General features: G+C 43.4%; 15 protein-coding genes. 10 read left to right on the top strand and 5 right to left on the bottom strand.

Annotated elements, in window-relative coordinates; translation table 11 throughout:
* Positions 1–238: 238 nt before the first annotated feature.
* Positions 239–1,123, top strand: coding sequence for an ATP phosphoribosyltransferase (locus HZC12_10520; protein MBI5027137.1), 885 nt, complete (start codon positions 239–241; stop codon positions 1,121–1,123).
* A 34-nt stretch (positions 1,124–1,157) separates the two neighbouring features.
* Here the strand turns inward: HZC12_10520 and HZC12_10515 are convergent, their stop codons facing one another.
* Entirely contained in the window at positions 1,158–1,634 is a 477-nt protein-coding gene (locus HZC12_10515; GenBank protein MBI5027136.1) for a metallophosphoesterase, read from the bottom strand.
* Positions 1,635–2,097: 463 nt separating this feature from the next.
* Here HZC12_10515 and HZC12_10510 point away from each other — a divergent pair, with 463 nt between their 5' ends.
* Genes HZC12_10510 through hisB form a run of 3 tightly spaced genes read left to right on the top strand, consistent with a single transcriptional unit; the run spans position 2,098 to position 4,051 of the window.
* Positions 2,098–2,382, top strand: a complete 285-nt coding sequence (locus HZC12_10510; protein ID MBI5027135.1) for a GYD domain-containing protein — start codon at positions 2,098–2,100, stop codon at positions 2,380–2,382.
* Between the two features lie 39 nt (positions 2,383–2,421).
* Positions 2,422–3,483, top strand: coding sequence for a histidinol-phosphate transaminase (locus HZC12_10505; GenBank protein ID MBI5027134.1), 1,062 nt, complete (start codon positions 2,422–2,424; stop codon positions 3,481–3,483).
* Entirely contained in the window at positions 3,464–4,051 is a 588-nt protein-coding gene (gene hisB, locus HZC12_10500) for an imidazoleglycerol-phosphate dehydratase HisB (protein ID MBI5027133.1), read from the top strand. Before HZC12_10505 ends, hisB begins: the two co-directional genes overlap by 20 nt.
* Positions 4,052–4,067: 16 nt before the next feature.
* On the opposite strand, the gene HZC12_10495 is transcribed toward hisB, so the two are convergent.
* From HZC12_10495 to HZC12_10480, 4 genes are all read right to left on the bottom strand, one after another.
* A complete protein-coding gene (locus HZC12_10495; GenBank protein MBI5027132.1) occupies positions 4,068–5,318 on the bottom strand; it encodes a 6-phosphofructokinase in 1,251 nt (416 codons plus the stop codon).
* A gap of 113 nt (positions 5,319–5,431) precedes the next feature.
* Positions 5,432–6,634 carry a 6-phosphofructokinase gene (locus HZC12_10490; protein MBI5027131.1) on the bottom strand — a complete coding sequence of 401 codons (1,203 nt, stop codon included), beginning with the start codon at positions 6,632–6,634 and terminating at the stop codon, positions 5,432–5,434.
* A 5-nt stretch (positions 6,635–6,639) separates the two neighbouring features.
* On the bottom strand, positions 6,640–8,013 hold the full coding sequence (locus tag HZC12_10485) for a class II fructose-bisphosphate aldolase (protein MBI5027130.1): 1,374 nt from the start codon (positions 8,011–8,013) through the stop codon (positions 6,640–6,642).
* Between the two features lie 63 nt (positions 8,014–8,076).
* On the bottom strand, positions 8,077–9,114 hold the full coding sequence (locus HZC12_10480; protein MBI5027129.1) for a DUF748 domain-containing protein: 1,038 nt from the start codon (positions 9,112–9,114) through the stop codon (positions 8,077–8,079).
* Between the two features lie 75 nt (positions 9,115–9,189).
* Here HZC12_10480 and HZC12_10475 point away from each other — a divergent pair, with 75 nt between their 5' ends.
* The 6 genes from HZC12_10475 to HZC12_10450 form a co-directional block, all read left to right on the top strand.
* Positions 9,190–10,248 (top strand): N-acetylmuramoyl-L-alanine amidase, encoded by a 1,059-nt coding sequence (locus HZC12_10475; GenBank protein MBI5027128.1) that lies wholly within the window; start codon positions 9,190–9,192, stop codon positions 10,246–10,248.
* Positions 10,235–10,774: a hypothetical protein gene (locus HZC12_10470; GenBank protein ID MBI5027127.1), complete on the top strand. Its 540-nt coding sequence runs from the start codon at positions 10,235–10,237 to the stop codon at positions 10,772–10,774. The genes HZC12_10475 and HZC12_10470 overlap by 14 nt, the downstream gene beginning before the upstream one ends.
* Positions 10,758–11,570 (top strand): glutamate racemase, encoded by an 813-nt coding sequence (locus HZC12_10465; GenBank protein ID MBI5027126.1) that lies wholly within the window; start codon positions 10,758–10,760, stop codon positions 11,568–11,570. The genes HZC12_10470 and HZC12_10465 overlap by 17 nt, the downstream gene beginning before the upstream one ends.
* Position 11,571: 1 nt before the next feature.
* Positions 11,572–12,288, top strand: a complete 717-nt coding sequence (gene rph, locus HZC12_10460; GenBank protein MBI5027125.1) for a ribonuclease PH — start codon at positions 11,572–11,574, stop codon at positions 12,286–12,288.
* A 171-nt stretch (positions 12,289–12,459) separates the two neighbouring features.
* Positions 12,460–12,696, top strand: coding sequence for a hypothetical protein (locus HZC12_10455; protein ID MBI5027124.1), 237 nt, complete (start codon positions 12,460–12,462; stop codon positions 12,694–12,696).
* A 19-nt stretch (positions 12,697–12,715) separates the two neighbouring features.
* Positions 12,716–13,437 (top strand): Fic family protein (locus HZC12_10450; GenBank protein MBI5027123.1); only part of this gene is annotated, 722 nt, incomplete at its 3' end.

The following is a 13,437-nucleotide window of genomic DNA, read 5'->3' as shown; positions in this document are numbered from 1 at the left end:
ATGCCATGCCCTCATTTATAGAGGTAATACCAGCAGGCATAACAGAGATTATAGAAAGGCAGGCTGAAGGCTATGCCTATGTAAAGCCGTAAGAATTGGTATTTTTGCATTTTAAATTTATTTTTATGTATTATAGTATTATAAAATATAAAAAAAATTACGTTCTATCTAAATGTAAGGGACGGCCAGGAAGGGGGCGAGGCAACGCCTCGCCCCTACATGTAAAAGGCAAAGATATATGAATACTAAACTCAAGATACTTAAACTTGGACTCCCCAAGGGAAGTCTCCAGGAGTCAACATTAAAACTATTCAAAAAGGCGGGCTATCATGTTTCAGTCTCAAGCCGTTCATATTACCCGGCATTCGATGACCCTGAGATTGAATCAATGCTCATCAGGGCACAGGAGATGGCAAGGTATGTTGATAATGGAATCCTCGACTGTGGCCTTACAGGGCATGACTGGATACTTGAGCAAAAAGCAGATGTAGTGGAAGTTGCGGAATTAATTTATGCAAAAGAGGGCCTGCGGCCAGTAAGCTGGGTAATCGCAGTGCCAATGAACTCCAGGATAAAAACAGTAAAAGACCTCAATGGCAAACGCATTGCAACAGAGCTTGTAGGGTTTACGCAGAGGTATCTCAAGTCAAAGGGCGTAAAGGCAGAGGTTGATTTTTCATGGGGTGCGACAGAGGTCAAGCCCCCACATCTCGCTGACGCCATAGTGGAGCTTACAGAGACCGGGGCATCTCTGAAGGCGAACAACCTCAGGATTGTGGAGACAGTACTTCGGTCAAGCACAAGGTTCATTGCAAATAAAAAGGCATGGCAGGATAAGTGGAAGAGGCAGAAGATGGAAAACATAGTCATGCTCCTGAGGGGTGCCCTCGCAGCCGAGGAGAAAGTCGGGCTCAAGATGAACGTGCCAGAGAAATCATTAAAAAGAGTGATGAGCCTTCTTTCTGCTATTCACTCTCCAACAATCTCACCCCTTTCAGATAAAGGCTGGTATGCCCTTGAGGTAATAATTGATGAGAGGACTGTGCGTGACATTATCCCCAAACTCAAGATGGCAGGGGCATCAGGGATTGTTGAGTATCAATTGAATAAAGTTATACCGTAATTACCCCCATTCTGTTGGTGAGCTTGTCGAACTATTAAAGTTCAATAATTTCCGTATCCATCCTCTCTATGTTTAATAAAGCGAGGGTTGCTCTACCCTTATGAAGCCTTGCAGCCTTACCGGGATTTATAACTAATCTGTTCTTAACTTTTCTGACCTCTGGCTCATGTGTATGCCCATAGATTATCAGGTCGAAATCTCCGCTACGGGCTAAGGCATCGACTATATCTGGCTCATGAATTACAACTATCTTCTTTTCATGGAATGTCATAATAAGGGGCTGGGTGTGTAAGTTTCCTTCTGACTTCTGCCTGAGGAGAAGCCTGTCTCCGTCATTATTGCCAAATATACCTGTAAATTTAGATTTCAGACTGCTGAATATTTCGAATGTAAATGGCGAGACAACGTCCCCTGCATGTATCACATAAGATACATTTTTATCGTTGAATATCTCCACTGCCTTTTTTATTGCATACATATCGTCATGCGTATCTGAGATGATTCCAATTATCACAACATGCCTCCTTTGTTCCCTTTTTAGTATTGTCAAAACTTAACCACAGAGAAAAGACCTAACAAACTTAACCACAGAGGACACAGAGAAAAAAATGAACTGAGAAGTGAGAAGTAGGAAGTAATAAGTGAAGTCATAACTTCCCATTTCCTATTTCTCATTTCCCAATTTATAACTCTGTGTCTCCGTGTCTCTGTGGTTTAATTTGCATTATTTATTCTCCCACACAGTTCTTTCTCTTAAAAATTTCTATGCCTTTCTCTGTGTGCTCTGTGGTGAAATTCTTTTTCTGTGGTTTCATATTTTCTCCCCTTTTTCATGAAACTTTTGATATTTCCTTCCTTTTTAATCAGGATAATTATATTCGCCAGAACAGTTTTCTGCAAATTTGACATGGCCTTGAAAAAAGGGTATAAATAATTAATCCAGGGAAGGGGACATAAGCGAGAAGGAGGATTTTATGGCAACTTATATTGTTCTGAGCACACTCACTGATGAGGGGAGAAAAACCATAAAGAATAGACCCCAGAGAATCCTTGAGGTTAACAAGGAACTGGAAAAAATGGGAGTTAAGGTGAGGGAGCAGTTTGCAGTCTTAGGCCCTTACGATTTTGTGAATATAGTTGATGCCCCTGACAATGAGACGGTCATGCGTATGTCGGTAGAACTCGGCGCAAGGGGCTCCGTGCAACTTCTTACGCTTGCGGCTATGCCTGTGGAGGAGTTTATAAAGAAGCTAAAATGAAGACCTTCCCCCTTTCCTGTCAGTTCAGAAGAGAAAAGTTTGGATATTAAGAAATTTGTAAAGCCCAACATTCGTTCTTTATCGGCATATAAAGCAAATGAGATTCTATGCAAGGTTAAGCTCGATGCCAATGAAAGCCCCTATGGCCTCATGCCTGCTTTAAGAAAACAGTTTTTACATGAGCTCACCCGGATTGAGCCAAATCGCTATCCGGACCCCGAGGCCAGAGAACTAAAAGCCATTCTTGCAAAACTATCAGGGGTAAGCAGAGGGAATATCCTCGTTGGTAATGGCTCGGATGAATTGCTCTATTATTTAATCATTACATTTGGCGGCCCTGTCCTTTACCCGGTACCAACTTTTTCCATGTACAGCATTATTGCCCATGCCCTCGGCGAGAGAAAAATCGAAATCCCCCTTTGTAAAGACTTTGATATAGATTTAGAGAAAATCCTTTCAGCTATAAAGGCGCAAAGGCCAAAACTTATTTTTCTAAGTTCTCCAAACAACCCCACAGGAAACTGTTTTTCTTCAGAGAAGATTTTAAAGATTGTCAGGGAGAGTCCATGCCTTGTTGTGGTTGATGAGGCATATCTGCCATTTTCAAGCTCTGCTGGTTTTTTACTTAGACTAAAGAAATATAAGAATCTTATTATTTTAAAGACCCTCAGCAAGATAGGACTTGCAGGGCTCAGGGTTGGCTATTTGATTGCGGATAAGGAAATAATCTCAGAGGTAAACAAGGTCAGGCTTCCGTTTAATCTAAACTCGCTTTCTCAAGGAACAGCAATAGCGGCACTACAGCATAAAGATGTAATTGACAGGCAAATAGCAATGATAAAAAAACAAAGAGAGATCCTTTATAATAATCTCAAAACTATTCCAGGGGTAAAGCCCTTTCCATCAGAGGCGAATTTTATATTATTTAAAGTAGATAATGCTGACAGAGTTTATAAAAAACTTCTGCATAGAGGAATCCTTATAAGAAACATGAACGGAGCTTTAGAAAATTGTCTGAGGGTTACTGTAGGAACACCAGAGGAAAATAAACTTTTTCTTAAAGCCATGAAGGAGGTTATGAATGAGAACAGCAAAGGTTGAAAGAAAAACTAAGGAGACCAGTATCAAAATAAGCATCAATCTGGACGGAAAGGGGGATTATTCGATTAACACGTCCATACCTTTTGTTGACCATATGCTCAGCCTTATGGCAAAACATGGTCACTTTGACCTTAACGTGGCAGCAAAGGGAGACATCGAGGTTGATTTCCACCATTTGCTGGAGGATATCGGCATTGTCCTCGGCGAGGCAGTAAAAAAAGCCCTCGGTGAGAAATTGCGGATAAGACGCTATGGAGAGGCTTTAACCCCGATGGATGAAAGTCTTGCCCAGGTGGCCATAGACCTCAGTGGAAGGCCATTTCTTGTTTATAAGGTGAGACCGCTTAAAGGGAGTATGGCGAGTGGATTAGAAACATCCCTGTTTGAAGATTTCTTCAGGGCATTTACAAATCACGCTGCAATGAATCTTCATATAATCCTTCATTACGGCCGCGACCTGCATCATATCTTTGAGGCAATATTTAAAAGCATTGGCAGGGCACTCAGGGATGCGGTTGAGATTCACCCGAAGACAAAGGGGATACCATCAACAAAAGGAAAGCTTTAGGATTTAAGTTTACGGTTCACAGACAAAGGTAGGCAAACCTCTTTCTGAACTTTTCTACTGTCATCTTTCCTGCTTTTGCCAGCCTCTTTATGTTGCCTGCTTCAAAATCCTCCTTCTCAAGGCGTATCATGTATTTGCGGCCAACTTCGTAAGATTCAGAATTTATATCAACAAGCCTGACTTTTGTACGCCCTGTTTTCAGGTCAATCATTTCTTCAAAGGGGATGGACATGAGCTTACCTTCGTAAAATACAACCATGGCGCCTGAGCCACCGCCGAGCAGGAACTTCACAGCGCCATAGCCCAGGTTCCTCGTATACTCGATATCAAAGGGAATGGGGTCTGCAGCCCGCAGCTCATATCCGATGTTTTTATCCACGATGGTAATTTTAATGCCCATAGAGTCGAGGGTCTTCTTCACAAAGTTCTTAAGAACCCTTCCCAGTTGAATCTCAGAAAGCCTTATCCTTCCTGTCTCGTCCTTTTCTAACTGTTCATAACGGCTGAGTTCTTTAAGATCAAACTTCTCTGATATCCCTTCCGCAAGAATCGCCACACCGTGATCCTTACCCATCGAAAGCCTCTTTATTATCGAGCCTGTGAGTATATCTGCAACTTTTCTGAACGAAAGTTCTTTATCATTAAACTCCTCAGGGATAAGCGTTATTGTTGCACCTGATGCCTTGCCAATACCCATTGCAAGATGGCCTGAGTGCCTGCCCATTGTGGTGACAAAATACCACCTGCCAGTTGTCCTGGCATCCTCCATTATATTCTTAACAATCTCCACACCCCAGTGACGGGCTGTCTGGTACCCGAATGTAGAAACGCCCCCTGGCAGAGGGATATCGTTATCTATGGTTTTCGGGATATGGACTACCCTTATAGCGCCCTTTGCCTCACTTTCTATCCATTTAGCCATAAAAAGAGTGCCTTCTCCACCGATTGTTATGAGGTATTTGATGCCAATGTGCTTAAGTGTGGACAGAAGAACTTTAAATCTTTCTTTAACCCTATCAGGATAGTCTCGGGATGTTCGAAGAATTGAACCACCCTCTGTGTGTATTCTCGAGACGTCCTCTATAGTAAGTGGGATTGCACAATTCCTGTCACCGTCAAAAAGGCCCTTGAATCCACCCACAATCCCAATGACATCCTTGCCTTCTGAGATGGCCTCGATAGTGGCAGCACTGATAGCCCCGTTTATGCCCGGTGCAGGACCCCCGCCTACTATTATGCCTATGGTTTCTCTATCCTTCTTACGCATTCAATAAAGAAAACTATTTAACCACAGAGGTCACAGAGCTACAATTTTCTTTACACTTTTCTCGTGACCTCTGTGGTTTAAGATTTGTAAAAGGCTTCCGTGATGACAAAAAATCACAAATGCCTCGCTACCACTCCCTTTACTTCAAGCTCATACTCGAACTTCCAGGGCTTCATTCCAAAGCAGGTACCGAGGCTTTCAAAAAGGGCAATCTCGTTAATGTCCACCCTTCTCTGCTTTATTGCCTCAGCTACAGGCATATAGTGTATCTTATTGCCCTCTACATTAACCACTGTGTTTCCGGCCTTTCCTTCAAGCAGAAGGATGACCGCAGCAGCTCCTGCCCTATAGCCGAAGTTAACATCAAAGGCAGAGGATGGCCCTGAACGCACAAGATGTCCTGGTGTAACTTCTCTTACCTCTGGTATCTCATAAACACCAGGGGCATACATCCCTGTCTTTTTCATAAATTCTTTTACCGCAGGGTCATTCTTTAATCTCTTCTCCAACTGCTGTCTTACATATCTTCCTGCACCCGCAAGCTTTTTATGTCCAAAGGCATCAACCCCGGCAGTTTCATCATAAAGCATTTCACCAGTGGCGGACTTAATGCCTTCGGCAACAACAATGATGTATGTTCCTGCCTTTACATCGCTCCTTAATACCCTGGCAAAATATGTGGTCTTCATGTGATCATATACAACATCAAGATCCACAGGTATTTCAGGTATAAGAATACAGTCAGCCTCAGCGCCAATGCCTCCCCTTAAGGCTGTGTGTCCTACATATCTACCAAACACCTCGACAACAAGGATACGGTTGTGGCTCATTCCGGTTGTTTTTAAATCCCTCGCAAAAACAGCTATCCTGTTAATAGCAGAGTCGCCGCCTACACTGTAGGGCTGAAGGTCAAGGTCCATAGTCTTCGGGACATGAATGCAGGGGATGCCCTGAGATATAAGGTCTACAACAACACTTCCTGTATCATCGCCTCCGCTTATGATCAGGGCGTCTATTCTGAATTTTTTGAGTCCCTCCTTTATTCTTTCGTATGTATTCGGGTCTGCTATCTTACTGATTTTAACCCGTGAATGGCCTGCCTCTGACCCTGCGAGGGATGCCTCAATTCGGCTCACCCGCTCTGCATCGAGCACAACCACCTCATCGATCTCCACAAGGTTATAAAGTCCTGCATATCCATTGGGGATGACAACGGATTCTATTCCCAATGAGTATGCCTTGCGGGCAGCACCTTTAATTACCGCATTGAGGCCGCCACAGTCGCCGCCGCTTGTAATGATTCCGATTCTTTTGATGTCAGTCATAAAATCTCTCCTCCTAACAAACTTTGATTTATTTCTTTTCTGACAATCTCAGGCCTCACAACCTTCCTTATAATATCAACCGTGTCAGTGACCTTTAATTTCTCAAAAAGCAACCCAAATTTAGCCTCCAGTTCCTTCATCATAGGCTCTTTTACGCTGAGTGGCAGATCCCACCATTTCTTCTTGAATGACCCGAATCCCTTTTTCCTCGTGCTGTAAATGAACTGTTCCTCTGTCTGGCCCTCTTTCCATTCCTTTGCATATTCCTGCTTTATGAATGTATAGACCTCCTCTCTGAATTCCCCGGGTAGATGTTTGCTATCATAGATTATATTCTGAAAACCTGTGGCAAGGTGAACCTCTGATGTGCCGGTTTCAGGGAACATATTGAATGCCTCCTCAGGAAGGGTTGATGCACCATGCTGAACACAGCCTGAGAGCCCATATTCCCTTCTCGAAATATCTGAGAGTGTTCTCAACGTATCAAAGTCTATCTTCACCTTCGCAAGGCTCCCGTCAGGCAGGACGACTCCTCCATGGGCTGTGCCTGTCTGCACGCTGAGTTTGCTCAGGCCTTTTTTGCCTTTGAATGTTTCTCTGAAACCATCAAGGTATGCCTTCAACTCCTCGGGTGTGCTGTTCTTGCCTCCTATTTCTCCAATCTCCCCGCCAATTGAGATATCTACCCCTTCAGGCTCAAGTCCCCTGATGTAAGATGCAAAGGCTGCGGTCAGCTCGAAGTTGGGCCTCTGCTGTTCTTTTATTGTTTGCCTTTCTAAATCAACGAGGGTTGATGTATCTATATCAATATTGTAAAACTCCGCATCAATGGCCTCCTTTATAAGACCGTGGAGGTAGTCTATCTCGGCCTGAGAGTTTTCAATATATTTTTTTCTTACCACCTGGAAATGGTCTCCCTGAATAAATACAGGCCCGTGATAACCTTCTTTTATTGCAGCAGCCATAATGGTGGCAGTATATTCGAGGGGCCTCTGCATTGTATAGCCTATCTCTGAGCGGGCAATCTCAAAGATAAAAGGGCCAACTCTCATTTCCTTGCCTTTTCTGAAAACAGCCCTCGCAACATCATATGTAAGTCCCCTGAGGTTCATTGCAGGCACTGTAAATCCCGGATAATTCCTGCCCATCTCTTCGTAAAAGGACTGAATGGATGAAGGCACAGCGCCCATTTTTTTTGCTGCCTCTATAATCAGCCTCTGGAGCGCCTTTCTTTTCTCAGCATCCGCATTAAAAACAGCCTCGTATATCAGCCCATCAACCAATCCTTTCAGGGCATCAGCATTTTTTACCTCCAGTTTCCCATTTGATAAAGCAAGACAATTTCTGAGTGCTGAAGTGGCTCCTGTCATTTAACATCCTCCTTATATTAATTTCTTCCCCTTCGAAGCCCCGCCTGTGGCGGGGTTTCGAAATTATTTGAACGGCCTCGATAGTTCTTTGCCAATATCCTCGACGGCCTTTCCAATCCCTTTACCTGTTTTCTCTATCTCTTTACCTGGAGCTATGAGAGTCCTGCCGAGGGATTCAGCAATTTCTCTCTGCATAGCTTCTTTAATGTCATTTTTTAAGTCTTTTGGGGGGCCATATACCCTGAACTTTAAATGTATTTCGCCTTTCTTTTTGATAAGCTCGGTGATAGCCTGGGTTGATGCCCCGAGAAACTGTCTTTTTATGCCCTGCGATGTCTCAAGTTGTAGGTTCTTTATCTTTGCATCAACAGGTGCATTGACAAATCCTGCCGCATACTTTACTTCGGAATTCATAGAGATAGAACCAGCCTTTGGTTTCACATCTCCGCTTTTGAGATAGGGCATTATCAGGGTCAGGTCGAAATTATTTATTATAACATCTGCACTGAGCTTTTCCTTTGAACCCTTACCTTTTATCTTACCAGAGCCAGGGGTTTTGCCTTTGATAGAACTATCAATGGTAAAGGAGATTTCCTTTTCATCGAGGTGTCCGAGGGATACTTTCATATCGTAGAGACTCAGTTTAAAAGGGATCCTGCCTGCCTTTTCATCAAGGAAATCCAGGCTGCCGCCATTAATCACAATGGTCTTCAGGGCAACCTCCATCCCGGGTTTTTCTTCTCCTGTAGATTTAAATGCTGGCAGATTAAACCTGCCATCTCTGAAGCGGACAAGATATATTTTGGGGGACTCCACATCTACCCTGCCAATCGCAATCCTTTTCTTTAAAAGTTCTGAAAGCCTCGGGTAAAGCCTGATTGACTTTATGTTTATTGTTTCCGCCTTTGCATCATCAGGCATGTATTTAATATCAGAGACTTCTAAGGATGCGAAGGCGAGCCTGACCTTTCCAATTGTGAACCCCCTGCCGAGTGCCCCCTCTATCTTTGTCCTGGCCAGTTCTGGAAGTTTGATGTAGAGGTATAAGAGAGGGATTAACAGAATAACAAGGAAAACCAATGCAATTAAAACTTTTTTCATTTAAACGTATTTTATAGGATAGTGCTCTTCATGGCAAGGGTAGAAATAGCAGATGGAAAATGGTAATATTTTGAGATGAGAAAACTGCTCGCTATATTTTTATTTGTCATATTACCTGTATCCCTCCTGGCCGAAGAACCCGCCCAGGTAAAAGTCAGGGTAAACATCCACGATGAATTTTTGAGGATTGTGTTTGAAGGGCCTGAGGCATTTGTATTTAAAGGAATAGTAAACCAGAAGGGCCAGGATATTATTGTCAACTTTCAGGGGGCTTTTGAAATAACAGATGTGAAGGCTCCATTTACACTTAAGGTAATTAAAAACTCTGTGGTTTTTTCTGCTGGAAGTTTCAAGGAAATGAAGACGTCTTTTCTTAAGTCACCCGGCCGCCTTGTCATAGATTTATATCAGGAGACAAAGACAGAGGTTAAAAAAGAAGAGGCAAAGGAGGAAATAAAAAAAGAGGAACCAAGAAAAGATGTTAAAACACTTGCGGCTAAGATACTGGAAGAAGAAGCAAAGAAGGGAGAAGCAAAGAAAGAAGAAACAAAACCCCTTAAAATCAGAACAATTATTATAGACCCGGGTCATGGCGGATACGAGTATGGTGTAGCAGGAAAGGATTACAGGGAAAAGGATGTAGTCCTTGATATCTCAAAAAGGCTCAGGGCACTTTTAGGCAAAGGCTCTGCCCAGGGTATTCTCACAAGGGGCAGCGATCAGTTTATGTCCCTCAGGGAAAGGGCTAACCTTGCAAACCTTAAAAAGGGCCAGGTTTTTATAAGCCTGCATATTGGCAGGCGTAAAAACATAATGCTTTATACCCCTGTAATTACAAAACCAACTCCCAAGGAAATAAAATCATTTTTATTGAGCAAGGGACAGGAGGGCTTTATAGATAAAAGCAATGCCCTTGCAGATGCAATGGCAAAAGCAATAGAGGAGGGCCTTGGCCCTGGCATAGCAATAAGAATACCGCTGCCTTACAGCGTTCTTTCAAAAGTCGAGGCAGCAGCCCTGATGATTGAACTGCCCTCTTTTGATGAAACAGATTACAATGAGGATTTTAAAACAAAACTGGTAAATATTATTTATAAGGGGTTTTATCTATATGCGGAGAGTGGAACGAGGTAAAGACAAATTCTGGCCTTATGTCTTTGTAACTGTCTTTGTGTTCACAGTCGTGGCAGCTATAAGCTATTTTTATTTTAAACCGAGACTTGCCATTAAGTCTCCGGCCGAAGTCAAAGAGGCTGCAAAACCATCACAGGGAGAAAAAGTCCCCCTGAAGCTCTATTACCCCAGGGGTGAGCGCCTTTCCATGGAAGAAAGGCAGGGAACAAAAAAGGACAATCCGCTTGCATCTGCCGAGGATGTGATAAGGGAATACCTTAAACCTTATAATGTAACCATCCTTGAACTTTATATGGATAAAGACGGTAATATTTACGCCGACCTCAGCGACACCCTGAGAAAGGAGTTCAAGGGAGGAGCCATCGAGGAGTATCTCATTGTCTCGGGGCTCCATGAAAGTCTAAAGGCAAATATCTCTGGATTCAGGGCACTAAAGATTTTAATAGAAGGCAAAGAGATAGAAAGTTTTGGAGGGCATATTGACATCTTCAATCCAATTGGAGGAGAGGTTGAAGGAAGTCGCTGAGCTGCCGATAGGTATTTTTGACTCAGGCATTGGCGGACTTACTGTCCTCAAAGAGATTTTAAAACAGGTGCCATATGAAAACACAATCTATCTCGGAGACACAGCAAGGGTTCCTTATGGGATAAGGTCTCCAGAGACCGTAACAAGATATTCTTTTGAAAACACAAGATTCCTTATATCCCAGGGCATTAAATTCCTTGTGGTCGCCTGCAATACATCTTCTTCTATAAGCCTTGCAGATCTTAAAAAAAAATTCTCGCTTCCCATAACAGGAGTCATTGAGCCAGGCGCAAGGGCTGCAGTGAGCCAGACCAGAACAGGAAAGATTGCAGTGATCGGGACAGAGGCAGCTATAAAAAGCAGGGCGTATGCAAAGACAATAAAGGCCTTCGATGATTCAATAGAGGTCACTGAAATTGCGTGCCCCCTTTTTGTTCCACTTGTTGAAGAGGGCTGGACAGAAGGAGATATTGCAGGGCTTGTTGCAGAAAAATATCTCTCCACGATTAAGGGCACGGACATAGACACCCTCGTCCTGGGCTGCACCCATTATCCGATGTTGAAAAATGTGATAGGGCAGGTACTCGGCCAGGGCGTAACACTTATAGATTCTGGAGTTGAGACAGCCAGAGAGGTGCGGCAAATACTCGTGGCTAATGCTATCATGAGGCGTAACAGTAAAGACAGTCAGAGGAAATTCTTTGTTACAGATTCCCCTGAAAAATTTATTTCAACAGGGGAAAAATTTCTCAGACATAAGATTACACATATTTCAAAAATAGAGTTAGGAGGATAAGATGCGGCCTGATGGGAGACTTGTTGAGGAAATCAGAAATGTCAAAATCACACGGAATTTTATAAAGACTGCCGAGGGCTCTGCCTTTATTGAAATAGGAAACACGAGAGTAATCTGCACTGCCTCAATAGAAGACAGGGTGCCGCTATTTCTCAAAGACCAGAAGAGAGGCTGGGTTACAGCCGAATATTCTATGCTCCCTCGCTCAACACCCACAAGGATAACGAGAGAGGCTACTACCGGAAAGGTAGGGGGCAGGACACATGAGATACAGCGCCTTATAGGGCGCTCATTGCGCTCGGTTATTGACCTTGAGACTCTCGGTGAAAGAACCGTCTGGCTTGACTGCGACGTCATTCAGGCGGATGGAGGCACAAGGACAGCCGCCATAACAGGGGCATTTGTGGCTCTTACAGATGCAGTAAAATATGCCTTGAGAAATGGAATTATCGAAAAGACACCACTTAAAGATTATATAGCAGCCATAAGCGTTGGCGTCGTTAATGGAGAGCCCCGCCTTGACCTCTGTTATGCAGAAGACTCTATAGCACAGGTTGATATGAACATAGTGATGACAGGCTCAGGAAAATATATAGAAATCCAGGGAACTGCCGAGACAGAACCTTTTGGTAGAGACCTTTTCCTGAGGCTCCTTGATATGGCAGAAAAGGGTATAATGAAATTAATTGCTGCCCAGCGTGATGTTCTTGAGAAATAATGGGTAGTGCCGGGTTTTCTAAATCCCGATTTCTCGGGATTCGACTCCTGCAGGGGGCAATAGAATTATTTTTCCTCTTATCTCTGCTAAGGTTATAAGAAGCATATGAAAAACCATTGAAATCTCCCAACATCCAAGTACAATGTTAAGTGAGAGCGGGAAAGGGATGCTATGGGAAAGGTTTACAAAGATAAACAATCAAAGGGCTGTGCATTGTGCAAACCTCACAAGCATGGCTGGGCTCCCAAGAAAAAGGCAAAGGTTATAGCGGTGGAAAAAGATATGGATAAGGAAATCACCGGGGCAACTGGCATTTCATCCAAAACCCAAAATATCCTGAGAGAGGGCTTAAATATCAATAAATACAGGATAGTCGGGAAGGCGGTTAAGAAGGAGAAGATGTACTAAATGGCAGGATATGAAGAATATGAAATTTGATCCCCTCAAACCTTACAACGAACTTCCCCTGCTTCCTCCAAAAGAAAATATCGAGACTAATGCAATCCTGAAAAAGACTGTGTCTGCCGGCAGGGCATTGGCAGAATTAAAGGGTCTCGGCAAAACAATTCCCAATCAGGCCATGCTGCTTAACACCATTGTCCTTCAGGAAGCACAGTCGAGCTCTGAGATTGAAAATATCATCACCACTGCAGATGCGTTGTTCAGGGCACTGACCGTTAAAACAGCTCAGGTGGACGCTGCAACAAAAGAGGTTCTAAGATACCGGGAGGCGCTGTCTGAGGTATACAGGGCGATTAAGAAAAGGCCTCTTCTGACAACAAACCTCTTTATCAAGATTTATCAGACCATTAAAGAGAATAGGGCTGGTATCAGAAACGTCCCCGGAACAACGATTGCGAATGCGGCCACAGGAGAAGTCATATACACACCTCCGGTTGGAGAATCACTTATCAGGGATAAACTGAAAAACCTTGAAGACTATATCCATGCAGAGAATGCTGTTGACTCTCTTGTTAAACTTGCTGTCATTCATTATCAGTTTGAGGCTATCCATCCCTTTACTGACGGCAATGGAAGGACAGGCAGAATACTGAACATCCTCTTCCTTGTTATGAAAGACCTTCTCGATTTCCCTGTGCTGTATCTGAGCAAGTATATAATCGAGAACAAGAACAACTATTACCGCTT

It is taken from the genome of Nitrospirota bacterium (assembly GCA_016214385.1).
In the GTDB taxonomy this organism is placed as follows: Bacteria; Nitrospirota; Thermodesulfovibrionia; order UBA6902; family JACROP01; genus JACROP01.
The sequence above is the reverse complement of the archived record's forward strand: the minus strand, read 5'-3'. Positions and strand labels throughout refer to the sequence as shown.